Consider the following 22139-nt stretch of genomic DNA (forward strand, 5'->3'; position numbering starts at 1 on the left):
GTCCTGCGGGGTCCCGCGGTGGTCAGCGCGCGTCGCTGAGGACCGCGGGCCGCCGTGACGCGATGACCTTCCTGGCCAGTGCCCTGGGACTGGTCAGGAAGCCGAACCCCCACGACATGTGCATGGTGGCGAGGGCCACGGGGATCTGGAGCCGTGCCTTCGGCGACAGCCCCTTGCCGGCCGGCAGCGAGCCGGCGACGATCGCCGCGAGGTAGCCGGCGGGAATCACGAAACCCAGCGGGGTGAGCACGGCGCCCACCACGATGCCGGCGGCTATCGCGCACACCGCGGTGGGCGGCGCGAGGTAGCGCAGGTTGATGGAGCCCTCGTGGTAGCGGGCGACGACGTGCCGCCAACGGCCGTAGTCCTTGTACTGCTTGGCGAGCGCCCTGACGCTGGGGCGGGGCCGGTAGGACACCTTCAGCTCGGGCGAGAACCAGATCAGCCCGCCGGCCTCCCTGATCCGGAAGTTCAGCTCCCAGTCCTGGGCGCGGATGAACTCCTCGTTGTAGCCGCCCTGTTGCTCCAGAGCGGCCCGTCGGAAGACGCCGAGGTACACGGTCTCGGCCGGGCCGGCCTGACCTCCCGTGTGGAAGGCGGCGTTGCCGACCCCGATCTTCGAGGTCATGGCCGCGGCGACCGCGTGCTCCCAGTCGTTCTCGCCCTCGGCGTGCATGATGCCGCCGACGTTCTGCGCGCCGGTCTCCTCCAGGAGCCGCACGGCGGTGGCGATGTAGTTCGGCGAGAGCATGCCGTGCCCGTCGACGCGGACGACGATCGGATGGCGCGAGGCCTTGATCGCGGCGTTGAGCGCGGCGGGCGTACGCCCGGTGGGATTGGGGACCGTGTGCACGCGGGGGTCTTCGGCTACGAGCTGGGCCGCGATCTCGTCCGTACGGTCCCTGGACGGACCGATGGCGATCACGACCTCCATCTCGCCGGCGTACTCCTGCGCGAGGATCGCTTGGACGGCTCCGCGCAGATGCCGCTCCTCGTCGAGGACGGGCATGATGACGGACACTGCGGGGAGCTGCACGTCGGGCTTGGCGTTCATAGAGGGCTCACGTTACCGCGAACGGGGGACACGGCCCGCCCCGCCGGGTGCGCTGCACCGGTCGGCAGATCGTATGGGCCTATGTTCCAACGGCCACCACCGCCCTACGGCCGCCGCCCGGAGGTGCCCCGTATGCCCATCACGCCGTCCCGGTTCCCGCGCCGCCCCCGCCCGCGGCGCGGTGTGCCGCGTCCCCCCGCCCGACGCAGGCGCCCGCGCTGGGCCGTGCGGGCGGCGACCACGCTGTCGGTGGTGCTCCTCGCGGCCGCCGGCATCGGCCACTCGGTGATCAGCAGCCTCGACGCGGGCATCGCCCGGGTGGACCCCTTCAAGGACATGAAGAACCGTCCGCGGGCCGGTCACGGCATGAACGTCCTGCTGGTCGGCACCGACGGCCGCGACCGGATCACACCGGCGGAGCGCCGTCGCTACCGTCTGGGCGGGGCTCCCTGCCACTGCACCGACACGATCATGATCGTGCACATCTCGGAGGACCGGGAGCGGGCCAGCGTGGTCAGTCTCCCGCGCGACTCGTACGCGCTGACGCCCCCGCACACCGACCAGGTGACCGGCAGGGAGCACCGCGGTCACCCGATCAGGCTCAACGCGGCGTACGCCGAGGGCGGTCCGCAGCTCACCGTCCGCACGGTCGAGAACATGACGCACGTGAAGATCGACCACTACCTGGAGGTCGACTTCACCAGCTTCATGAAGACGGTGGACGTCCTCGGCGGCGTCCGGATCTGCACCGCGGTGCCCCTGAAGGACGCGTACACGGGCCTGGACCTGGCACCGGGCCGGCACACGCTCCAGGGCGGCGAGGCGCTGCAGTACGTGCGCTCCCGGCACGCGGACGTCTCCTCCGACCTGGGCAGGATGAAGCGCCAACAGCGCTTCCTGGCGGCCCTGGTGGAGCGGGCGACCTCCTCCGGGGTCCTGCTGAACCCGCTGCGCTTCCGGGATGTGACCCGGGCGGTGCTCGGCTCGGTGCGGGCGGACCGGGACTTCGGCGCCGACGAGCTGCTCGACCTCGGGCGGGCGATGCGCTCCTTCTCCCCCGCCTCCTCCGAGTTCGTCACCGTTCCCATCAGCCGGATGGGATACCTGGTGAAGGGGATCGGCTCGACGCTGAAGTGGGATCCGGTGAAGTCCGCGCGCCTGTTCGCGTCCCTGCGCGACGACGAGCCCCTCTCGGCGACGGCCCGGGCGATCAGCCGCCGGGGTGCGCTGGTGCCGGTGGCGCCGCAGCAGATCCGGGTGCAGGTCGAGAACGGCACCCGCACGCCGGGACTCGGCCGGCGGGTGGACGCGGCGCTGGCGGCGATGGGCTTCCGCACCACCCGGCAGCCGGTCGCCGCGGGCGGCCCCGTCGCGCGGCGCACGGTCGTCGCCTACGACCCCCGCTGGGACCGCTCCGCGAAGTCCCTCGCGACCGCCCTGCCGGGCAGTGAGCTGCGTGCCGTCAGGGGGCTCGGGCCGACCCTGAGGGTGATCGCGGGCGCGGACTTCCGGCAGGTGCGCCGGGTGCGGGCGGCGGATGCGGACCAGGGCGAGTTCGGGGTCGTCCGGGGCGACGAGGTGGGGTGTCCCCAGGAGACCCCGTGAGGGGCGCTCGTGAGGGGCGCGGCGTGCGGGAGACCGCTCTGATGGCGCGGGACGGCCGGGGGGCGTAGGACGGGAGACAGGGGGCGGGCGCCGGGAGCCACCCGGCCTCCTCGCCCCCCCGTGACCTCAGGAGGAGCCATGACCCAGCCCGGAACGATGACCCCGATGAGCCGGCAGATGCAGGACTGCGTCGAGGCGTGCATGTCCTGCCACAGCATGTGCGAGGAGACCATGAGCTCCTGCCTGCAGATGGGCGGCCAGGCCCAGATGCAGATCATGCGCGCGCTCATGGACTGCTCCGAGACGACCCGCATGTGCGCCGACATGATGATGCGGCGCTCGCCCATGTCGGCCGAGATGTGCGCCCTGTGCGCCAAGGCATGCGACATGTGCGCCGAGGCGTGTACGGCCATGCCGGACGATCCCCAGATGATGCGCTGCGCCGAGTCCTGTCGCCGCTGCGCCGAGATGTGCCGGACGATGGCGGGCGCCACCATGTGACGCGTCGCCGGGACGCGTTCGGGGGCGCCCCTGAGGGACGCCCCCGAACTCGACCCGCGCCGGCCTCAGCCGCCGGAGACCGTGACCTTCTCGTCGTTGTTCAGCTCGCTCACCAGCTGCTTCACCTTCGCCTTGTCCCAGACGAGGTTGCCGCCGGTGGAGCCGGAGATCGGCATGTTCAGCGAGGTGCCGTCACCGCCGTTGACGCCCTTCATCGCGAAGAACATGGACCCCAGGTCGTACAGCCCCATGTCCTTGTCGACGATGAGCGAGTCGAGGCCGGCGCTCATCGTCGGGTAGAGCTTGAAGGGGTTCAGGACCGTGCCGGGGGTCGCGACCTCGTGGGCGAGGGCCGCGAGGAACTTCTGCTGGTTCTTGGTGCGCTGGAGGTCGGACGCGGCGAACGCGTGCCGGGTGCGGACGAAGGCCAGCGCCTCCTCGCCGTTCAGCTTCTGCTTGCCCGCCTGGAAGTCGGCGCCCGAGTACTTGTCCTTGAAGGCCTTGTCGATGGTGATCTCGACGCCGCCGACCGCGTCCACGATGCTCGCGAAGCCGGCGAAGCCGATCTCCACGTAGTGGTCGATGCGCAGGCCGGTGTTGAACTCGATCGTGCGCACCAGCAGCTCGGGGCCGTCCGTGGCGTACGCGGCGTTCAGCTTGATGTGCCGGCCGGCGCCCTTGTACGTCTTGCCGGACTCGGAGCCGACGAACGTCGGGAGCTCGACGTCCGAGTCACGCGGCAGCGAGACCAGCGTGTCGCCGTTGGACCCGACGTGCAGGATCATCATCGAGTCGGTGCGCTTGCCCTCGGCGGAGCCGGTGTGCAGCTTCTTCTTCTCCTCGGCGGACATGCCGTCACGGCTGTCGGAGCCGACGATCAGGTAGTTCGTGCCGTCGCCGCCCGCGGGCCGGTCGATGACCTTCGACAGGTCGACCTCGCGCTTGAGCTTGCCGTCGGCCCAGAAGTACGTGGCGACGCTCGTCACGACCAGCACGGTGACGAGGCTGATCGCCGTCCACTTGATGCGGCGGCGCCAGTTCGGCGCGGGGCGCGCGGGGCGCGTGTCGAAGTCGCCGGGGCCGCCGGAGTCGCCGCCGCCCCCGTAGACCTGGCCCGAGCTGTAACCGCTGTCGTAACCGCTCTGCTGGGCGTTGGTGTAGTCGCCGTGTCCCTGGCCGTTGACGTACGACGGCTGCTGCGGGACGCCGGCTCCCTGCGGCGGGGCCGTCTGGCCACGGCGGACCTGGCGCATGACGCGGGCGCTCTCGGGCTGCGCGCTGGCGCTGCCGCCGCCGTACCGGTTGCCGCGGTCCCTGTCGGACCATCCCTCGGGCCAATCGTTCATGCGGACCAGTGTGCAGGGCAGGGCCGTGTGCCGTACAAGGGTCGTCGGAGAATCAGGGCCGCGCTGTTGCCAAGCTGACACAAAGTCCCGGGTTGTCCCCCTCGGCATAAGGTGGAGGACATGACAGACCAGGTCACCACGGCGGACTCGGGCAGCACCCCGGACATCCCGGGCAAGCCCACGTCCGCGTCCCGCACCACCCTCAGCCACATCATGACCCACGCCGACACCAACCTGCTGGGGACGGTGCACGGCGGGGTGATCATGAAGCTCGTCGACGACGCGGCGGGCGCGGTGGCCGGCCGGCACTCCGGCGGGCCCGCCGTCACCGCGTCCATGGACGAGATGGCGTTCCTGGAGCCGGTCCGCGTCGGCGACCTCGTCCACGTCAAGGCGCAGGTCAACTGGACGGGCCGGACGTCGATGGAGGTCGGGGTGCGGGTGCTGGCCGAGCGGTGGAACGAGTCCGCCCCGGCGACCCAGGTCGGCTCGGCCTACCTGGTCTTCGCCGCCGTCGACGCCGACGGCAAGCCCCGCGTGGTCCCGCCGGTCATCCCGGAGACCGAACGCGACGAGCGCCGCTGCCAGGAGGCCCAGATCCGGCGCACGCACCGCCTGGCCCGCCGCCGAGCGATCATGGAACTGCGCGAGCGCCGGGCGGCCGAGGGCTTCGACGACTGACCCCGCGGCCGGAGAGGCCGGGCGGTCGGGGCCGCCCGGGCGGTACGGGGACGACGAGGGGGTCGGGCGGCGCCACCCGGCTCAGTCGATGCAGAACTCGTTGCCCTCGATGTCCAGCATCGGGATGCACGCGTCGTTGCCGTCGTACAGCGTCTGCACGTGCACCGCGCCGAGAGGCTCCAGCCGCGCGCGCTCGGCCTCGAGCGCGGCGAGGCGCTCCTCGCCCACGAGTCCGGTGCCGACCCGCACATCGAGGTGCACCCGGTTCTTGGCGGCCTTCCCCTCGGGCACGCGCTGGAAGTACAGACGGGGGCCGACGCCCGAGGGATCGACGCAGGCGAACCACGCATCCCGTTGCTCGGCCGGCTGCGCACGCCTGAAGTCGTCCCAGTCGGCGAACCCCTCCGGTGGCGGCGGCACGACGTACCCCAGCACCTGGCACCAGAACCGGGCCAGACGCTCGGGTTCCGCGCAGTCGAAGGTGACCTGGAACTTCCTGATCGCTGACATCGGCGCACCGTAGCAGGCGGTCACGGAGACCGCAGAGGCCGCCCGCTTCGCGCCCGGACCGGGTACGACGACAGCCCCCGGCGTCGTGCCGGGGGCTGTCGTCGCATGTACAGGCCGGTGGCCGCGGCCCTGCTAGGGAAGGTTCCTCGCCATCACGATCCGCTGGACTTGGTTCGTGCCCTCATAAATCTGGGTGATCTTCGCGTCGCGCATCATCCGCTCGACCGGGTAGTCACGGGTGTAGCCGTAGCCGCCGAGGAGCTGGACGGCGTCCGTGGTGACCTCCATCGCCACGTCCGAGGCGAAGCACTTGGCGGCCGCGCCCTGGAAGGTGAGGTCGGAGTCCAGGCGCTCGGACTTGGCCGCCGCCGCGTACGTGAGCTGGCGGGCCGCCTCGATCTTCATGGCCATGTCGGCGAGCATGAACTGGATGCCCTGGAAGTCGGCGATCGGCTTGCCGAACTGCTTGCGCTCCTGGACGTAGCCCTTGGCGTAGTCGAAGGCGCCCTGGGCGACGCCGAGGGCCTGCGCGGCGATCGTGATACGGGTGTGGTCCAGGGTCTTCATGGCGGTCGCGAAGCCCGTGCCCTCCTCGCCGATCATGCGGTCGGCCGGGATGCGGACGTTGTCGAAGTAGACCTCGCGGGTCGGGGAGCCCTTGATGCCGAGCTTCTTCTCCGGAGCGCCGAAGGAGACGCCCGGGTCGGACTTCTCGACGACGAACGCGGAGATGCCCTTGCTGCGCTTCGACGGGTCCGTCACGGCCATGACCGTGTAGTACTCGCTCACGCCGGCGTTGGTGATCCAGCGCTTCACGCCGTTGAGGATCCAGTGGTCGCCGTCGCGGACCGCCTTCGTCTTCATGCCGGCCGCGTCCGAGCCCGCGTCCGGCTCGGAGAGGGCGTACGAGAACATCGCGTCGCCCTTGGCCAGCGGCGACAGGTACTTCTTCTTCAGGTCCTCGGAGCCGGAGAGGATCACCGGGAGCGAGCCCAGCTTGTTCACCGCGGGGATCAGGGAGGAGGACACGCAGACGCGGGCCACCTCCTCGATCACGATGACCGTCGCGAGGGCGTCGGCCCCCGCGCCGCCGTACTCCTCGGGAACGTGCACGGCGTGCAGGTCGCTCGCCACCAGCGCGTCCAGCGCCTCCTGGGGGAAGCGGGCCTCCTCGTCCACCACCGCCGCGAACGGCGCGATCTTCGCCTCGGACAGTGAGCGGATGGCGTCTCGGAGCATGTCGTGCTCCTCGGACGGGCGGTACAGGTCGAAGTCAGCCGATCCGGCCAAGGTGTCCTCACACTCCAAAGACGCTGCGTCTACCGATGCTAATTACCGTTAAGTAACTCAAATTTTAGTGGTCCCGCCGATCCCGGTGATACGTGAGTTTGGCGACAGCGGTTTCTCTCCGGTGATCTGCCCGGTGAGGGGCGCCGACACGCCCCGACTATGCTCGGGCGCGCAGCGACGGCAACCCCCACCAGGAGCATCCATGGCCCTCAAGATCACCGTGATCGGCACCGGCTATCTCGGCGCCACACACGCCGCGGCCATGGCCGAGCTGGGCTTCGAGGTGCTCGCGCTCGACGTCGTGCGCGAGAAGATCGAGATGCTGGAACGCGGTGAGGCCCCCATGTACGAGCCGGGTCTCGAGGAGCTGCTGCGCCGGCACGTGGCCGGGTTCGAGGGGTCGAGCGGGCGGCTGCGGTTCACCCAGGACTGGGCCGAGGTGGGGGCGTTCGGCGACGTCCACTTCGTCTGCGTCAACACGCCGCAGAAGCACGGCGAGTACGCCTGCGACATGTCGTACGTCGAGTCCGCCGTCGCCTCCCTCGCCCCGCATCTGGCGCGGCCCGCTCTGGTCGTCGGCAAGTCGACCGTGCCGGTGGGCTCCGCCGACCGGCTGGCCCACACGATCGCGGCGCTCGCGCCGGCCGGCGAGGACGCCGAGCTGGCGTGGAACCCGGAGTTCCTGCGGGAGGGGTTCGCGGTGCAGGACACGCTGCACCCGGACCGGATCGTCGTCGGGGTGCGCAGCGAGCGCGCCGAGGCGCTGCTGCGGCAGGTGTACGAGAAGCCCGTCGCCGAGGGCGCCCCGTTCGTCGTGACCGACTTCCCCACGGCCGAGCTGGTGAAGACGTCCGCCAACTCCTTCCTCGCCACCAAGATCTCCTTCATCAACGCCATGGCGGAGGTGTGCGAGGCCGCCGACGGCGACGTCGCCAAGCTGGCCGAGGCCATCGGCTACGACGACCGGATCGGCAAGAAGTTCCTGCGGGCCGGGATCGGGTTCGGCGGCGGCTGTCTGCCCAAGGACATCCGGGCGTTCATGGCTCGGGCCGGCGAGCTGGGGGCCGACCAGGCGCTGACCTTCCTGCGCGAGATCGACTCGATCAACATGCGCCAGCGCGGGCGGATGGTCGAGCTGGCGCGGCAGGAGCTGGGGGGCGGTTCCTTCCTGGGCAAGCGGATCGCCGTGCTGGGCGCCACCTTCAAGCCGGACTCGGACGACGTCCGTGACTCGCCCGCCCTCAACGTCGCCGGGCAGATCCATCTGCAGGGCGGCCAGGTCACCGTGTACGACCCGAAGGGGATGGAGAACGCGCGGCGGCTCTTCCCGACCCTGGGCTACGCCGGTTCGGCGCTCGACGCCGTCCGGGGGGCCGACGCGGTGCTGCATCTCACCGAGTGGCGGGAGTTCCGCGACCTGGACCCGGCGGCGCTCGGCGAGGTCGCGACGGCGCGGCTGATCCTGGACGGACGCAACGCGCTGGACCCGCAGCTGTGGCGCAAGGCGGGGTGGACCTACCGGGCCATGGGCCGCCCGACCGCGTAGCGGCCGCGGACGACGCCGGTTCGGCCGAGGCTCAGTCGGCCGAACCGGCGTCTTGCTGCATTCTGCACCACCGGGCTGTGACCCGGCCGGTGAACTGTCCGGTGAACTGCCCGGTGACTGCTTCGCCCGGGTACCGGCGCGTCGGGGCGAGGGACCGGCCGTCCGGAGTCCTGACGTCCACCCGGTCCCCGTCGTCCCCGTCCCCGTCGCCGTCGCCCTCGCCGTCGCCGTCCCCGTCGCCCTCGACGGTGCCGCCCGGCACCTCGGCGTGGAAACCGGCCGGCGAGGCCGTCACCTGCCCCTGGGCTGACCAGGCCGCCCCCGGGTTCGTCCCGCCCGCGTGGCCCGCGCCGGAGCGGTCGCGGCAGTTCCGCCTCGACCTGAACGTCGCCGGTCCGGACGCCGCCGGGCGGGGCGTGCTCGCCCTGGGCGCGAAGCCGCCGGACGCGCGGGACCGCTCCCGCGGCCGGCGTGTGTACGCCGATCCCGCTGGGCACCCGTTGCCTGTGCCGCTGCCGGAACCGACGGCGGCGGCCCGAGGCCCGCTCCACGTCCTGCTCAGGAGGGTTCCATGCCGCCCGTCGCCCGCTTCCGCTCCGTCGTGCTGGACTGTCCCGATCCGCGCGCGCTCGCCGCGTTCTACGCGGCGGTCCTGGGCGGCACGCCCGAGGCCGAGGACGGCGCGGACGACTGGTACGTGCTGCATGTGCCCGGCGGCCCACGGATCGCCTTCCAGCAGGTGGAGGGCTACACCCCGCCGGAGTGGCCGCGCGCCGACCGCAATCCGCAGCAGTTCCACCTCGACCTGGACGGCGGCGCCACCTGGGAGGAGATGGACGAGGCCCACGAGCGGGTGCTGAAGCTGGGCGCACGTCCGCTGGACCTGGAGGACCGCGAGCGGAAGGACTTCCTGGTGTACGCCGACCCGGCGGGCCACCCGTTCTGCCTGTGCCGCGTCGAACAGTCCCTGGCCTGACCGCGGGACCGGCCCACGACCGGGGCGCCTGCCCCAGAGGGGTGGGCCGGTTCAGTCGTCCGGCGCGTCCAGTTCGGTGATGCGCACTGTCGACGGCTTGCGGCGTTCTCGTGCCGCGCGGGCCGCGAAGTCCGCCGAGCGCAGGACGCGCTGCATGTTGCCCCAGGTCAGCAAGGCGACGTCGGTCTCCGGCCAGCCGCGGGCGAGGAGCTCGGCGATCAGCTGCGGGTAACCCGAGGCGGCGTCGGGTCCGGCGCCGCGGTCGTGGGCGCCGGACAGGCCCACGCACTCGGGGCCGGCGATCGCGCGGACGTGGTCGACGTGGTCGGCGACGTCCTGCACGCGCGGGCCGGTCCGCTCGGGCGACGACGGCACCAGGCACAGCCCCTTGGCCGCGCCGAGCTCGGCGAGCAGCGCGTCGGACAGGTTGTCGGGGTGGGCGCGCAGGGAGCGGGCGGCGGAGCGGGTGCACAGGACCGGCGTCCTGGACAGTGCGAGGGCACGGCCGATCGTGGCGTCGGAGGCGCCGGACAGGTCGGCGAGCACGCCGAGCCGGTTCATCTCCCGCACGACCTCCTCGCCGAACCGGGTCAGCCCCGCCTCACCCGCCCACGAGGCCCCCGCCAGGGTGAGAACGCGCAGCCCGAGGGAGTGCAGCACGCGCAGGATGCCCAGGGAGTCGTCGAGCGCGGCGGCTCCGGCCGGGCCCAGGACGACGGCGACCCGGCCGCAGTTGCGGGCGTCGATGACCTGCCCGGCGCTGCGGGCCAGTCGCAGGCCCTCGGGATGCGCGGCGATCACCGACCTGACGAGGTCCAGCTGCTCCAGGGTCGCGCCGACGGCCCGCTCGCCCGCGAGACGCTCGGGCAGATGCAGCGACCACAGCAGGGCGCCCACCTGCCCCTCGCGCAGCCGGAGCACGTCCGTGTCGACGCCGCTCTCGCCGAGCTGCAGGTCGTACCACGGCAGGTCGCGCAGCGCCCAGGGCAGGCCGCTGTGGCCGTCGATCACCGGGTGGGCGGCGAGGAGGGCCCGGGCGCGTTCCAGCGGGTCGCCGGGAGTCGGCCGCGGGGCGAAGGGGGCCGTCTGCGCCGTGTCGGGGAGCTCACAGGCCTCGGGGAGGGCGTGCAGTTCGTCCTGGAGGTCGGCCATGACGGTCTCCGTACGTCGGTCAGCAGTACGGTCACCGTCGCACGGCGGGCGGCGCGCTTCCTGGTGGACGGGGCGTTCGGGGGTACGCGTGCGGGCGGGCCGGTCGCACCGGCCCGCCCGCACGCCCCGACGGCCCGGTTCAGCCGTCCAGCGACTCGATCGTGGCGTGGGACGCCGCGCGCGTCGCCTGCAGGTCGCGCGCCACGTCCTCGGCCGCGCCCAGCACCCGCACCGCGTTCTGCCAGGTCAGCTTGGCGAGGTCGGCCTTCGACCAGCCGCGGTCCAGGAGCTCCGCGATCAGCCGGGGGTAGCCGGAGACGTCGTCGAGGCCTTCGGGGGTGAAGGCCGTGCCGTCGTAGTCGCCGCCGATGCCGAGGCAGTCGACGCCGGCGACCTCGCGCATGTGGTCGAGGTGGTCGGCGACCGTGGCGACGGTGGCGAGGGGCCGGGGGCGGGTCTCCTCGAAGGCCCGGTGGACCTTCATGGCCTCGGGGGTGGTGTCGAGGTGGTGGAAGCCGTGGGCGCGCATGTTGTCGTCGGCCGCGGCCGTCCAGTCGACGGCCGCCTGGAGGACGAACTTCGGCACGAACGTCACCATCGCCATGCCACCGTTGGCGGGCAGGCGCTCCAGGACGTCGTCGGGGATGTTGCGGGGGTGGTCGCACACCGCGCGTGCGGAGGAGTGGGAGAAGATCACCGGCGCGCCGGAGGCGTCGAGCGCGTCGTGCATGGTGGTCGCCGCCACGTGCGAGAGGTCGACCAGCATGCCCTCGCGGTTCATCTCCCGCACGACCGCGCGGCCGAACGCGGTGAGCCCGCCCGCCCTGGGCTCGTCGGTCGCGGAGTCCGCCCAGTCGACGTTGTCGTTGTGGGTGAGCGTCATGTAGCGCACGCCGAGCCCGTACAGGCCGCGCAGCACGCCGAGGGAGTTGGCGATGGAGTGGCCGCCCTCCGCGCCCATGAGCGAGGCGATACGGCCCTGCGCACGCGCCGCCTCCATGTCCGCGGCCGTCCGCGCCGGGTGCAGGTCGCGCGGGTGGCGGGCGATGAGCCGCGTCACGCAGTCGATCTGCTCCAGCGTCGCGGGGACCGCGTCGGGCAGGTCCGCGCGCACGTACACGGACCAGTACTGGGCGCCGACGCCGCCCGCGCGCAGCCTGGGGATGTCGGTGTGCAGGTGGGCGTGCTGGTCCTGGGCGACGTCCCGGGCGTCGAGGTCGTAGCGGACCTGTTCGCGCAGCGCCCAGGGGAGGTCGTTGTGGCCGTCGACGACCGGGAACTCGCGCAGGAGTTCGCGGGCCGCGTCCAGCGAGGCCGGCTCTGTCACGTCGCCGTCACTTCCCGAAACCGAAGCCGTTCGAGCCCTCGACCTTGGCGCGCAGGCGCTTGCCCTTCTCGGTGGCCTGGTCGTTCAGCTCCTGCTGGAAATCGCGCATCCGGGCGAGGAGGTCCTCGTCGTGGGCGGCGAGGATGCGGGCGGCCAGCAGGCCGGCGTTGCGCGCGCCGCCTACCGAGACCGTGGCGACGGGGACGCCGGCCGGCATCTGCACGATGGACAGCAGGCTGTCCATGCCGTCCAGGTACTTCAGCGGGACGGGCACGCCGATCACCGGCAGCGGGGTCACGGAGGCGAGCATGCCGGGCAGGTGGGCCGCGCCGCCCGCACCGGCGATGATCACCTTGAGCCCGCGCCCGTCCGCCTGCTCGCCGTACGCGATCATCTCGCGCGGCATGCGGTGCGCCGAGACGACGTCGACCTCGTACGGGATCTCGAACTCGTCGAGGGCCTGGGCGGCGGCTTCCATGACGGGCCAGTCGGAGTCCGACCCCATGACGATGCCTACGACTGGGCTCATTCGGTGATCGTGCCTCTCAGGTATCCGGCTGCGTGACGTGCGCGTTCGAGGACGTCGTCCAGGTCGTCGCCGTAGGTGTTGACGTGGCCGACCTTGCGGCCGGGCTTCACGTCCTTGCCGTACATGTGGATCTTCAGCTTGGGGTCGCGGGCCATGCAGTGCAGGTAGGCCGCGTACATGTCCGGGTAGTCGCCGCCGAGGACGTTGACCATGACCGTCCAGGGGGCGCGCGGGCGCGGGTCGCCGAGCGGGAGGTCCAGGACCGCGCGGACGTGGTTGGCGAACTGCGAGGTGATCGCGCCGTCCATCGACCAGTGGCCCGAGTTGTGCGGGCGCATCGCCAGCTCGTTGACGAGGACGCGGCCGTCGCGGGTCTGGAACAGCTCGACCGCGAGGTGGCCGACGACGTCGAGTTCCTTGGCGATGTTCAGGGCCATCTGTTCGGCCTTGAGCGCCAGCGTCTCGTCGAGGCCGGGGGCGGGCGCGATCACCGTGTCGCAGACGCCGCCGACCTGCCGCGACTCGACGACGGGGTAGGCGACCGCCTGGCCGTGCGGGGAGCGCACCACGTTGGCGGCGAGTTCGCGGACGTAGTCGACCTTCTCCTCGGCGAGGACGGGGACGCCCGCGCGGAAGGGGTCCTCGGCCTCGGCGGCGGAGTCGACGACCCAGACGCCCTTGCCGTCGTAGCCGCCGCGGACCGTCTTGAGGACGACCGGGAAGCCCTCCCCCTCGGCCGCGAACGCGGCGACGTCCGCCGGATCGCTCACGATCCGGTGCCGGGGGCACGGCACGCCGAGCGCGTCGAGCCGGGCGCGCATCACGCCCTTGTCCTGGGCGTGCACGAGCGCGTCCGGGCCGGGGCGCACGGGGATGCCGTCCGCCTCCAGCGCCCGGAGGTGCTCGGTGGGCACATGTTCGTGATCGAAGGTGATCACATCGCACCCGCGCGCGAACTCGCGCAGCGTGTCGAGGTCGCGGTAGTCGCCGATGACGACATCGCTCACGACCTGCGCCGCGGAATCCTGTGGGGTGTCACTGAGGAGCTTGAACCTGATGCCGAGCGGGATGCCCGCCTCGTGTGTCATACGAGCGAGCTGCCCCCCGCCGACCATGCCGACTACCGGGAACGTCACGCCCCCAGGGTATCGGCCACGCCACCCCGGCCGAATCTCGCGTCTCCCACCGCCGGCTTTGCGGCCTCATACCCGCTGTTTCGCCGCATCTCGGCCGTCGGCCGCCGACCCGTGAGCCGCACCACAGGAAACCGGGAAGAGTGGTGGTTAGCATGGCTGGGTTGACGCAACTATCCCGGACGGGGGCCTGTACGACCATGGCGCATGGTTCCTCGGGGCTGAAGAGGCTCATCCGTGAGCTGGCCAGGTTCGGAGCCGTGGGCGGCGCGGGCCTGCTGGTGAACCTCGGCGTCTTCAACGCCGTCCGGCATCTCACCGACCTGCCCGTGGTCCGGGCCAGCGTCATCGCGACGGTGGTGGCCATCGCCTTCAACTACGTGGGCTTCCGCTACTTCACCTACCGGGACCGCGAGAAGAGCGGGCGCACCAGGGAACTGACGCTGTTCCTGCTGTTCAGCGTGGTGGGCCTGGTGATCGAGAACGGGCTGCTGTACGCGGCGACCTACTGGTTCGGCTGGGACAGCCCCCTGCAGAGCAACGTGTTCAAGTTCCTCGGCATCGGCATCGCGACCCTCTTCCGGTTCTGGTCGTACCGGACGTGGGTGTTCCGGACGCTGCCCGTGAAGGAGGCTGCGACCGGCGCGGAGGCCTTTCTGACGGCGGCGGAGCAGAGCCGGCGGCCGGACCCCCAGCCCACGCAGCGCGTGAGCTGACCCTCCGGCCCCGGCCCTCCGGGCCCGACGGCCGTCTCCGGCCTTCCTCAGCCCCGCCGAGCGGAGCTCCGGGCGGCGTCACCGGACCGTGGGCTCCTCGTCCTGCGGGGTGCGCTTCTGCGGCGCCGTGCGGGACAGGAACAGGCCGAAGACCGGGGGCTGGGCCTGGAGCATCTCCAGCCGGCCGCCGTCCGCCTCGGCCAGGTCGCGGGCCACCGCCAGGCCGATGCCCGTGGAGTTGCGGCCGCTGATCGTCCGCTCGAAGATGCGCGCCCCCAGGTCGGCGGGGACGCCGGGCCCCTCGTCCGTCACCTCGACCACTGCCTGGTTGCCGGTGACGCGGGTGCGCAGCGCGACGGTGCCGCCGCCGTGCATCAGCGAGTTCTCGATCAGGGCGGCCAGCACCTGGGCGACCGCGCCGGGCGTGCCCACCGCGCGCAGATGGCGTTTCCCGGAGCTGACGATGGCCCGGCCCACGCCCCGGTAGGCGGGACGCCACTCGGCGAGCTGCTGCTGGATGACCTCGTCGAGGTCGAAGGTGACCGCGGAGCCGGTGCGCGGATCCCGGGCGTTGGTCAGCAGGCGTTCCACGACGTCCGTCAGCCGCTCCACCTGCGTCAGCGCGATCGTCGCCTCTTCCTTCACGGTGTCCGGGTCGTCGGTGAGGGTGATCTCCTCCAGCCGCATGGACAGCGCCGTCAGGGGCGTGCGCAGCTGGTGGGAGGCGTCCGCCGCCAGGCGGCGTTCGGCGGTGAGCATGCGCGCGATGCGTTCCGCGGAGGAGTCGAGGACGTCGGCCACCCGGTCCAGCTCGGGGACGGCGTACCGCTTGTGGCGGGGGCGCGGGTCGCCCGAGCCCAGGCGTTCGGCGGTCTCCGCGAGGTCGGTGAGGGGCGAGGCGAGGCGGTTCGCCTGGCGGATGGCCAGCAGCACCGCCGCGACCACCGCGAGCAGCGCCACCAGGGCGATGATCAGCAGGGTGCGGCCGACCTCCCGGGTCACCGTGGAGCGCGGCTCCTGCACCACGACGGCCTCGCCCTCCTCGCCCTTGGCCGTGGACCGGATGACGTCGCCCTCGGGCCGGACGCCGACCTGGATGACCGGCCGGCCGGGGATGCGGATCTCGGCGTAACGGTCCTGGGTGACCTGGTCGCGCAGTATCTCGGCGGTGACGTCCTCCGCGCCGACCAGCCGGCTGTCCACGATGCTGGCCAGCCGCAGCGCCTCGGAGTCCACGCGTTCCTGGGCGCTGTTGCTGATCGTGCGGGTCTCGACGATGACGAGGGACACCCCGAACACGGCGATGACGACGAGCACGACAGCGAGCGTGGACTGGATCAGACGGCGACGCACGGGCCCCTCCGGACGGTGACTTCACGAGACGGGGTGCGGGCGGCCCACCCCGGGGCGCGGGGAACTGCGGGAGAAGCCCCGCCGGCCCGCACCCGGCGACGCGCCCCGCATGACCGGCCGAAGCCCGGGAGGGGCAGAGGTCAGCTCTTCTCGAAGCGGAAGCCCACACCGCGCACCGTGGCGATGTAGCGGGGGTTGGCCGCGTCGTCGCCGAGCTTCTTGCGCAGCCAGGAGATGTGCATGTCGAGGGTCTTGGTCGACGACCACCAGGTGGTGTCCCAGACCTCGCGCATGAGCTGGTCGCGGGTGACGACCCGGCCCGCGTCGCGCACCAGGACCCGCAGCAGGTCGAACTCCTTGGCGGTGAGCTGGAGTTCCTCGTCGCCCATCCAGGCGCGGTGCGACTCGACGTCGATGCGCACGCCGTGCGTGGCGGGCGGCTGCTGGGGCTCGGACGCGCCGCGCCGGAGCAGGGCCCGGACCCGGGCGAGCAGTTCGGCCAGCCGGAAGGGCTTGGTGACGTAGTCGTCGGCGCCCGCGTCCAGGCCGACGACGGTGTCCACCTCGTCGGCGCGCGCGGTCAGGATGAGGATCGGAATGGCGTGGCCCTCGGAGCGCAGCCGACGGGCCACCTCCAGGCCGTCCATGCCGGGCAGACCGAGGTCCAGGACGACCAGGTCGACGCCGCCCTGCATTCCGGCGTCGAGTGCGGTGGGGCCGTCCTCGCGCACCTCGACCTCGTAGCCTTCCCGGCGCAGGGCGCGGGCCAGCGGCTCCGAGATGGACGCGTCGTCCTCGGCGAGCAGTACACGGGTCATGAGCTGATGGTAGTCCGCGCGAGCAGGGGCCGAAGTGTGATCGACGACGCTGTTTCTTACCTAGGGACATGCCGGACAGCAGGGACGCGGGGCGGGGGCCGGCCCGCCGTCGATCTTGGTACGGACCTGCGGTCGGGGGATGGCACGATGATACGAGCCTTCGGAATGCCGCCAGAGTTCCATGATCACCTGTGATCCGCGTCTCAAGTCCTTCCATATCCGGCGTTGTGCTGCCGTATGGTGAAAGAACGCCTGTAGTACACAGGGACCTTTGGCGGTCCGCTTGACGCCGAGGGTCTCTTTTGTGTGCGGGCCGGTTCCCGCCGGCCCCGAAAGGAATGACCTGTGGCCGGGCCCCCGCGCGAGGGGGCGTGGATCCCGGTGACCGCCGTCCACCGCTTCGAGACCCGGAGCGGACTCCCCCCGGCGTAGGGGTGGACGAGACGGTCCGCCGGTGCCGGCCGCCCCCCACCGGGCGCGCACCGCAAGTGCAGCGCGTCCCGACCAGCAAGGAACGACATGGCGTCCAGCCTGACGAAGGACTCGGTCCGCCCGGACACCCCCGGCTCCGGGAAGACCTTCTTCGGCCACCCCCGCGGACTGGCCACTCTCTTCATGACCGAGATGTGGGAGCGATTCTCCTACTACGGCATGAGGGCCCTGCTCCCGCTGTACCTGGTCGCCCCCGGCGGCCTGCACCTCAGCGCCGCGACGGCGACCGCGATCTACTCGGTCTACCTGTCGCTCGTGTACCTGCTCGCCCTCCCCGGCGGCTGGTTCGCGGACCGCGTGCTCGGCCCCCGCAAGACCGTCGCCGTCGCCGGCGCGATCATCATGCTCGGCCACCTGACCCTCGCGCTGCCGAACGCCGGCACCTTCTTCGCGGGTCTCGGCCTGGTCGCCATCGGCTCCGGTCTGCTGAAGGCCAACATCTCCACGATGGTCGGCCACCTCTACGACGGTCCCGACGACCCGCGCCGTGACGGCGGCTTCACGCTGTTCTACATCGGCATCAACCTGGGCGCGTTCGCCGCTCCGCTGGTCATCGGCACCCTCGGCGAGAACGTCAACTGGCACCTGGGCTTCGCCCTCGCCGCACTCGGCATGGGTCTGGGCCTGGCCCAGTTCCTGCTGGGCAGCCGTCACCTGAGCTCGCGCTCGGACCTGGTCCCCACGCCGCTGTCGGCGCAGGAGAAGGCGGCCACGCTGCGCAAGGCCGCGTTCTGGGCGGCCGTCGCGATCGTGTTCTACGCCGTCGTGGGCGTCTCCGGCGTCTACACGCTGAACTGGCTGCTGGTCCCGATCACCGTCGCCGGCCTGATCATCCCGGTCCTCGTGATCGCCCGGATGAAGCGGGACAGGGAGCTGGACCGCGCCGAGCAGTCCAAGCTGACGGCGTACATCTGGTTCTTCGTCGCCGCGGCCGTGTTCTGGATGATCTACGACCAGGGCGGCTCGACGCTGTCCCTGTTCGCCGAGTCCTCGGCGAAGAACAGCGTCCTCGGCTGGGACTTCCCGGTCTCCTGGTACCAGTCGGTCAACCCGGTCCTGATCATGGCGCTGGCCCCGCTCTTCGCCTGGGCCTGGGTGGCGCTGGCCCGGCGCGGCAAGGAGCCGAGCACCGCGGTGAAGTTCGCGACGGGCCTCGTGCTGGTCGGCGCGTCGTTCTTCCTCTTCCTGGCCCCGCTGTCGATCGCCGAGGGCGGTCACAAGGCGGCCGCGCTGTGGCTGGCGGCGATCTACTTCGTGCAGACCGTCGGCGAGCTGACCCTCTCCCCGGTCGGCCTGTCGGTCACCACGAAGATGGCTCCCGCGAAGTACGCCTCCCAGATGATGGGCGTCTGGTTCCTGGCCGTCACCGCCGGTGACGCCACGACCGGCCTGCTCTCCATCGCCGGCGTCGACCTCAACAAGACGGGGATCGTGGCCCTGGAGGCCGTGCTCGCCGTCGTCGCCGGCCTCGCGGTGTGGATGTACCGCAAGAAGGTCAAGGAACTGATGGGCGACGTCAACTGACGTCCGCCCGCGACGGGGGAGGGCCGGCACACCAGGTGGGTGTGCCGGCCCTCGCCCGTTCCGGCCCCGGCTCGCCCGCCGACGCCGTGCGACGGCTCAGCGGGTCCTTCTGCCCGGCAGGAACGTGAACACCGCTCCGCCCAGCAGCACCGCCGTGCCCGCCACCAGGCCCAGGGCCTTCAGCGCGCCGTGGTCGCCGGAGCCCGTCTCCGCGAGCCCGCCGCCTCCCGTGGCTGCGGCGCCGCCGGAGGACGAGGACGACGAACCGCCGCCGCCCGACGCGCCGCCGGCCTGCTCCTCGGTGTTCAGCGTCAGCGAGACCGCCGTGCTGTCCGGGGTGCACGTGGTGGTCGTGCCCAGGGCCTCGATGACGAGGACGCCCGGCGAGAGCGTGGACTCACCGGTCGCGCCGGGCTTGTACGTGCCGGTCAGGTCGGGAATCTCGATCGGGGCGCCCTGCTTCACGGGGGCCTGGTTGGCCGGGCCCGTCACCTTCACCGAGCCCTTGTCCGAGCCGCCCAGGGTGACCTGCATCGACGGTTTCACGGAGTTCGCCGGGATGTCGATCGGGCTGTTCATGACCGACTTCTTGAACCGCACGGTCAGGCCGTAACTCCCGCCGTTCTTCCTGGCGTTGATCTGCACCGGCGAGGTGGCCTTCTTCTCGCCGATGGGCGACTGGCAGGTGTAGGGGATGTCCACGACCTTGCCGGTGAAGTCCGTCCGGCCGGAGCCGCCCGTCGGCGACGACGAGGAGGACGGCGTCCCCGACCCGCTCGGCGGACCCGAGGGCGTCGACGACGCGCTCTGCGAGGGGCTGCCGCTCGACGAACCCGAACTCCCGCCGCCGGCCGCCACCGTGATGGTCGCCGAGGGCTGCACCGCCTGCGTCGGCGTGCACCGGGTGTCCGTCGACAGCGCGTTGACGACGTACGCGTCCGGCGTCAGCGTCACCTGCCCGGCCGCCGTCAGCTTCAGCGAGCCCTTCATGTCGGACAGCGTCATCGCGCCGCCCTTGGGGATCGCCGGGTTCTCGCGCGGCCCCTGCATCGCGATGTCGGCGCTCTGCGCGCCGGCCGCCTTGAGGGTGCCGGACGGCTGGACGGAGTTCGCCGGCAGATCGATGATGTCGGGGTTCTTCGACGCGGCCTGCGTGAACTTCCAGACGACGTCGACGGTGTCGCCGACCTTCGCGGTGGCCGGCGCGGTGATCTCGACCTTCGTCGTGCCGTTGACGTCGGGCAGGCCGATGCCCGAGGGCGGCACGCACTTGGTGGCGTAGGACACCTCCGCGGCCTGCGCCTGGCCGGCGGTCACGCCCAGCAGGACGGCCGCCCCGGTGAGCATGACGGCGGCGCCCGCGGCCGCCGTCCGCCTGCGCGCGGGGGCCCGTTCGGGTGGCATGGCTCTCTCACTCACGTGGATCCCTTCCTGCCGGAGTCGTGGGGTTGAGGGGAGTCGTGGGGCGTCGTGGGGTTGAGGGGAGTCGCCGGACCCGTGGGAGCGGTCGTCGGACCCGTGGGAGCGGTCGCATCAGATCGAGTGACCGGATCGGGTCGAGTGACCGGATAAGGCGGAGTCGCCGGATCAGGCGGAGTGAGCGGCTCAGGCGGGGTGAACGGGTCAGGCGGAGTGAGCGGGTCAAGGGGAGTGAGCGGGGTCGTGGGACTCGTCGGCCGGTCCTCCCGCGGTGCCGGGAGCCGTGCCGCGGGGCCCGGGCCGGTGTCCGGGGTGAACCACGGCAGAGTCGTGTTCGGGGCGGGGGGCCCGGCCTGCGCGGTCCGGACGTCCGTGCTCCGCTCGTGCCGGGGCGCCCGGGAGCGCCCCCGGGACGGATGGCGCGGGCGCACCCGGTCCACCACCGCCAGCCCGACGCGGAACACCGCCCCCGGGACGACCAGGCAGAGCAGGATCCAGAACAGGGTCACGCCCCACGGACGGCCCACGCCCCACGGCTGCTCGGCGAGGACCTTCCCGCCGTACTTCAGGGAGACGGTGTAGTCGCCATGGGCGCCCGCGGCCAGTTCGACGGGCAGTTCGACGCGGGCCTTCTCGCCGGGCCCGATCGTGCCGCGCCACTGCCGCTCGTCCCACTGCGGGGCGAACACCCCGTGCGCGGCGCCGACCTGGAACACGGGGTCCTTGACGGCCCCGGTGCCGACGTTTCCCACGGTGAACGTCAGCGTGCGCGCGGGCGGCGCCCCGAACCAGGTCAGCAGGCCCGAGGAGCCGTCGAGCCGGGTGTCGGTGAGCACGGACAGACGTCCGCCACCGGTCTGCGCGGGCAGCGGTCGGACCGGGTGCCCGGCCACCTGGAACGCCGCGTCGGCCTGCGCCTTCGCACCGGTGGCGGTCGCCACGTGCACCACACAGGGACAGGGCGCCGGCGGCTCGGCCACCGGCAGCGCCCGGCTGAAGCGGCCGTCGGCGTCGGTGGTGACGGCGCGCCCGTCGGCGTTGGCACAGGAGTTGGTGCCGCCGATCACGCCCCGGGCCGGCGTCGCCTGCCCGCAGACCAGCAGCATCAGCAGCGTGCGCGGCCGCCAGCCGCTGCCGCTCACGGTGACCGAGCCGCCCGTGCCCGCCTGCGCCGCGGACACCGTCACCGCCGGCCGGTCGGCGGCCGCGGCCGGGGCGGCCGCCGGGACCAGGGACAGCAGCAGCAACAACAGGGAAACCAGGACCGGCGCCGACGCTGTCGCCGGCGCCGCGATCCGCACCTCGCCTCTCACGTCAGCGCTCCCCTCGGCTCGGCTTCGGCGGCGGCCGGCCGGTGCCGGCGTCGTCGTAGGAACACGGCGGCCGCCGCGGCCGACAGCGCGCCGGCCACCGCGCCCGCCGCCGCGCCCCGGGACACGAACCGCGCGGACGCCCGTCCGGTGACCCGGGTCGCGCCGGGCGCGGTGACCGTCAGCCGCACGGTGACGGCGTCCAGGGCCGGACGGTCGGGCCAGGGCTCGTACAGCGCGAGACGGCGGCCCGGCGGCAGGCGCACGGGCAGGACGCGCGGGGCGCGCTCCAGGACGACGCCCAGGACGCCGTCCGCGTGCACCGCCAGCCGCGGGACGAGCGCCGTGGTGCCGCGGTTGACCAGCTCGTAGGTGATGCGGTCGCCGCGCACGGCCACATGCTCGACGGTCAGCGCGGCCAGCCGGGGACCGCCGACCCGGATCAGGAGCCGCACGTCGCTCTCCCGGCCGGCGGAGTCCCGTACGACGATCCGTCCCGCGCGGTCCCCGGGCCGGGCGTCCGCCGGGACCGCCACCGTGAAGGGCACCTCGGCGCGGGTGCGGGCGGGGACGTCGAGGGCGGGTTCGGCGAAGGCGACCCGCAGACCGGGACCGGTGACGCCGAGCCGCACGGAGAGCGGCCGGGTCCCCCGGTTGGTCACGGCGACCGTGTCCCGCAGCGCCGTCCCGGGCGTGCCCTCGGCGTAGAACGACGGCCGTCCTCCGCCGGAGGGCGACGCCGACCAGCCGGCCGGGCCGGCGCCGGGCGCGCCGGCCGGCGACGCGAGGGACACCAGCGGCAGGGACAGCAGCAGGACGCGGGCGGTGGCGTACGGCATCGGCGGCTCCAGCGCTCC

The 22139-nt window shown here is 72.5% G+C and carries 21 protein-coding genes and 1 pseudogene; 8 read left to right on the plus strand and 14 right to left on the minus strand.

The window, feature by feature from the left end:
* Nucleotides 1-22: 22 nt before the first annotated feature.
* Nucleotides 23-1054: a glycosyltransferase family 2 protein gene (locus Sri02f_RS35475; protein WP_109005433.1), complete on the minus strand. Its 1032-nt coding sequence runs from the start codon at nucleotides 1052-1054 to the stop codon at nucleotides 23-25.
* A 132-nt stretch (nucleotides 1055-1186) separates the two neighbouring features.
* Here Sri02f_RS35475 and Sri02f_RS35480 point away from each other — a divergent pair, with 132 nt between their 5' ends.
* A complete protein-coding gene (locus Sri02f_RS35480) occupies nucleotides 1187-2659 on the plus strand; it encodes an LCP family protein (RefSeq protein ID WP_174855777.1) in 1473 nt (490 codons plus the stop codon).
* A 138-nt stretch (nucleotides 2660-2797) separates the two neighbouring features.
* Entirely contained in the window at nucleotides 2798-3160 is a 363-nt protein-coding gene (locus Sri02f_RS35485) for a four-helix bundle copper-binding protein (RefSeq protein WP_109005435.1), read from the plus strand.
* Nucleotides 3161-3225: 65 nt separating this feature from the next.
* Here the strand turns inward: Sri02f_RS35485 and Sri02f_RS35490 are convergent, their stop codons facing one another.
* On the minus strand, nucleotides 3226-4506 hold the full coding sequence (locus tag Sri02f_RS35490; protein WP_109005436.1) for an LCP family protein: 1281 nt from the start codon (nucleotides 4504-4506) through the stop codon (nucleotides 3226-3228).
* 120 nt (nucleotides 4507-4626) lie between these two features.
* Here Sri02f_RS35490 and Sri02f_RS35495 point away from each other — a divergent pair, with 120 nt between their 5' ends.
* Nucleotides 4627-5187: an acyl-CoA thioesterase gene (locus Sri02f_RS35495; RefSeq protein ID WP_109005437.1), complete on the plus strand. Its 561-nt coding sequence runs from the start codon at nucleotides 4627-4629 to the stop codon at nucleotides 5185-5187.
* Nucleotides 5188-5268: 81 nt separating this feature from the next.
* Here Sri02f_RS35495 and Sri02f_RS35500 read toward each other — a convergent pair whose 3' ends face one another.
* Both Sri02f_RS35500 and Sri02f_RS35505 read right to left on the minus strand, forming a co-directional pair.
* Complete coding sequence (locus Sri02f_RS35500) at nucleotides 5269-5697, minus strand: VOC family protein (protein WP_109005438.1); 429 nt, start codon at nucleotides 5695-5697, stop codon at nucleotides 5269-5271.
* 132 nt (nucleotides 5698-5829) lie between these two features.
* Nucleotides 5830-6987 carry an acyl-CoA dehydrogenase gene (locus tag Sri02f_RS35505; RefSeq protein ID WP_109005439.1) on the minus strand — a complete coding sequence of 386 codons (1158 nt, stop codon included), beginning with the start codon at nucleotides 6985-6987 and terminating at the stop codon, nucleotides 5830-5832.
* Nucleotides 6988-7189: 202 nt separating this feature from the next.
* On the opposite strand from Sri02f_RS35505, the gene Sri02f_RS35510 reads away from it, so the two are divergent.
* Nucleotides 7190-8533, plus strand: a complete 1344-nt coding sequence (locus Sri02f_RS35510; RefSeq protein ID WP_109005440.1) for a UDP-glucose dehydrogenase family protein — start codon at nucleotides 7190-7192, stop codon at nucleotides 8531-8533.
* A gap of 31 nt (nucleotides 8534-8564) precedes the next feature.
* Here Sri02f_RS35510 and Sri02f_RS43280 read toward each other — a convergent pair whose 3' ends face one another.
* On the minus strand, nucleotides 8565-8828 hold the full coding sequence (locus tag Sri02f_RS43280) for a hypothetical protein (protein WP_109005441.1): 264 nt from the start codon (nucleotides 8826-8828) through the stop codon (nucleotides 8565-8567).
* Nucleotides 8829-8838: 10 nt separating this feature from the next.
* Here Sri02f_RS43280 and Sri02f_RS43285 point away from each other — a divergent pair.
* Nucleotides 8839-9049 (plus strand): annotated as a pseudogene (locus Sri02f_RS43285) (VOC family protein); the annotation flags it as partial.
* 55 nt (nucleotides 9050-9104) lie between these two features.
* Nucleotides 9105-9509 carry a VOC family protein gene (locus tag Sri02f_RS42320; RefSeq protein WP_109005442.1) on the plus strand — a complete coding sequence of 135 codons (405 nt, stop codon included), beginning with the start codon at nucleotides 9105-9107 and terminating at the stop codon, nucleotides 9507-9509.
* A gap of 51 nt (nucleotides 9510-9560) precedes the next feature.
* On the opposite strand, the gene Sri02f_RS35530 is transcribed toward Sri02f_RS42320, so the two are convergent.
* The 4 genes from Sri02f_RS35530 to Sri02f_RS35545 all read right to left on the minus strand — a co-directional run bounded on the left by Sri02f_RS35530 (nucleotide 9561) and on the right by Sri02f_RS35545 (nucleotide 13653).
* Nucleotides 9561-10661, minus strand: a complete 1101-nt coding sequence (locus tag Sri02f_RS35530; protein WP_109005443.1) for a dipeptidase — start codon at nucleotides 10659-10661, stop codon at nucleotides 9561-9563.
* Nucleotides 10662-10800: 139 nt separating this feature from the next.
* On the minus strand, nucleotides 10801-11988 hold the full coding sequence (locus Sri02f_RS35535; protein ID WP_109005444.1) for a dipeptidase: 1188 nt from the start codon (nucleotides 11986-11988) through the stop codon (nucleotides 10801-10803).
* A gap of 7 nt (nucleotides 11989-11995) precedes the next feature.
* Nucleotides 11996-12517: a 5-(carboxyamino)imidazole ribonucleotide mutase gene (purE, locus tag Sri02f_RS35540; protein WP_109005445.1), complete on the minus strand. Its 522-nt coding sequence runs from the start codon at nucleotides 12515-12517 to the stop codon at nucleotides 11996-11998.
* Entirely contained in the window at nucleotides 12514-13653 is a 1140-nt protein-coding gene (locus Sri02f_RS35545) for a 5-(carboxyamino)imidazole ribonucleotide synthase (RefSeq protein ID WP_109005446.1), read from the minus strand. Before Sri02f_RS35545 ends, purE begins: the two co-directional genes overlap by 4 nt.
* Before the next feature lie 197 nt (nucleotides 13654-13850).
* Here Sri02f_RS35545 and Sri02f_RS35550 point away from each other — a divergent pair, with 197 nt between their 5' ends.
* Nucleotides 13851-14366: a GtrA family protein gene (locus Sri02f_RS35550; RefSeq protein ID WP_109005447.1), complete on the plus strand. Its 516-nt coding sequence runs from the start codon at nucleotides 13851-13853 to the stop codon at nucleotides 14364-14366.
* Between the two features lie 78 nt (nucleotides 14367-14444).
* Here the strand turns inward: Sri02f_RS35550 and Sri02f_RS35555 are convergent, their stop codons facing one another.
* Entirely contained in the window at nucleotides 14445-15719 is a 1275-nt protein-coding gene (locus tag Sri02f_RS35555; protein WP_109005448.1) for a sensor histidine kinase, read from the minus strand.
* Between the two features lie 140 nt (nucleotides 15720-15859).
* On the minus strand, nucleotides 15860-16537 hold the full coding sequence (locus tag Sri02f_RS35560) for a response regulator transcription factor (RefSeq protein WP_069768534.1): 678 nt from the start codon (nucleotides 16535-16537) through the stop codon (nucleotides 15860-15862).
* Between the two features lie 519 nt (nucleotides 16538-17056).
* Here Sri02f_RS35560 and Sri02f_RS35565 point away from each other — a divergent pair.
* Entirely contained in the window at nucleotides 17057-18553 is a 1497-nt protein-coding gene (locus Sri02f_RS35565) for an oligopeptide:H+ symporter (protein WP_109005449.1), read from the plus strand.
* 96 nt (nucleotides 18554-18649) lie between these two features.
* On the opposite strand, the gene Sri02f_RS35570 is transcribed toward Sri02f_RS35565, so the two are convergent.
* The 3 genes from Sri02f_RS35570 to Sri02f_RS35580 all read right to left on the minus strand — a co-directional run bounded on the left by Sri02f_RS35570 (nucleotide 18650) and on the right by Sri02f_RS35580 (nucleotide 22121).
* The gene (locus Sri02f_RS35570) at nucleotides 18650-19900 is read right to left on the minus strand and encodes a hypothetical protein (RefSeq protein ID WP_109005495.1); all 1251 of its coding nucleotides are present in this window, start codon (nucleotides 19898-19900) and stop codon (nucleotides 18650-18652) included.
* A gap of 68 nt (nucleotides 19901-19968) precedes the next feature.
* Nucleotides 19969-21285 carry a hypothetical protein gene (locus tag Sri02f_RS35575; protein ID WP_373865159.1) on the minus strand — a complete coding sequence of 439 codons (1317 nt, stop codon included), beginning with the start codon at nucleotides 21283-21285 and terminating at the stop codon, nucleotides 19969-19971.
* Entirely contained in the window at nucleotides 21282-22121 is an 840-nt protein-coding gene (locus tag Sri02f_RS35580; protein ID WP_109005450.1) for a COG1470 family protein, read from the minus strand. Before Sri02f_RS35580 ends, Sri02f_RS35575 begins: the two co-directional genes overlap by 4 nt.
* Between the last annotated feature and the right edge of the window lie 18 nt (nucleotides 22122-22139).

Source organism: Streptomyces rishiriensis, assembly GCF_003112535.1.
GTDB classification, from domain to species: Bacteria; Actinomycetota; Actinomycetes; order Streptomycetales; family Streptomycetaceae; genus Streptomyces; species Streptomyces rishiriensis.

Bases quoted from the DNA above. Each gene is read 5' to 3' on its own strand.
- Sri02f_RS35565 (WP_109005449.1), top strand. From the start codon at position 17,057: ATGGCGTCCAGCCTGACGAAGGACTCGGTCCGCCCGGACACCCCCGGC.
- Sri02f_RS35500 (WP_109005438.1), bottom strand. From the start codon at position 5,697: ATGTCAGCGATCAGGAAGTTCCAGGTCACCTTCGACTGCGCGGAACCC.
- purE (WP_109005445.1), bottom strand. From the start codon at position 12,517: ATGAGCCCAGTCGTAGGCATCGTCATGGGGTCGGACTCCGACTGGCCC.
- Sri02f_RS35495 (WP_109005437.1), top strand. From the start codon at position 4,627: ATGACAGACCAGGTCACCACGGCGGACTCGGGCAGCACCCCGGACATC.
- Sri02f_RS35580 (WP_109005450.1), bottom strand. From the start codon at position 22,121: ATGCCGTACGCCACCGCCCGCGTCCTGCTGCTGTCCCTGCCGCTGGTG.
- Sri02f_RS35530 (WP_109005443.1), bottom strand. From the start codon at position 10,661: ATGGCCGACCTCCAGGACGAACTGCACGCCCTCCCCGAGGCCTGTGAG.
- Sri02f_RS35485 (WP_109005435.1), top strand. From the start codon at position 2,798: ATGACCCAGCCCGGAACGATGACCCCGATGAGCCGGCAGATGCAGGAC.
- Sri02f_RS35570 (WP_109005495.1), bottom strand. From the start codon at position 19,900: ATGCTCACCGGGGCGGCCGTCCTGCTGGGCGTGACCGCCGGCCAGGCG.
- Sri02f_RS35490 (WP_109005436.1), bottom strand. From the start codon at position 4,506: ATGAACGATTGGCCCGAGGGATGGTCCGACAGGGACCGCGGCAACCGG.
- Sri02f_RS35510 (WP_109005440.1), top strand. From the start codon at position 7,190: ATGGCCCTCAAGATCACCGTGATCGGCACCGGCTATCTCGGCGCCACA.
- Sri02f_RS35480 (WP_174855777.1), top strand. From the start codon at position 1,187: ATGCCCATCACGCCGTCCCGGTTCCCGCGCCGCCCCCGCCCGCGGCGC.
- Sri02f_RS35475 (WP_109005433.1), bottom strand. From the start codon at position 1,054: ATGAACGCCAAGCCCGACGTGCAGCTCCCCGCAGTGTCCGTCATCATG.
- Sri02f_RS35560 (WP_069768534.1), bottom strand. From the start codon at position 16,537: ATGACCCGTGTACTGCTCGCCGAGGACGACGCGTCCATCTCGGAGCCG.
- Sri02f_RS42320 (WP_109005442.1), top strand. From the start codon at position 9,105: ATGCCGCCCGTCGCCCGCTTCCGCTCCGTCGTGCTGGACTGTCCCGAT.
- Sri02f_RS35550 (WP_109005447.1), top strand. From the start codon at position 13,851: ATGGCGCATGGTTCCTCGGGGCTGAAGAGGCTCATCCGTGAGCTGGCC.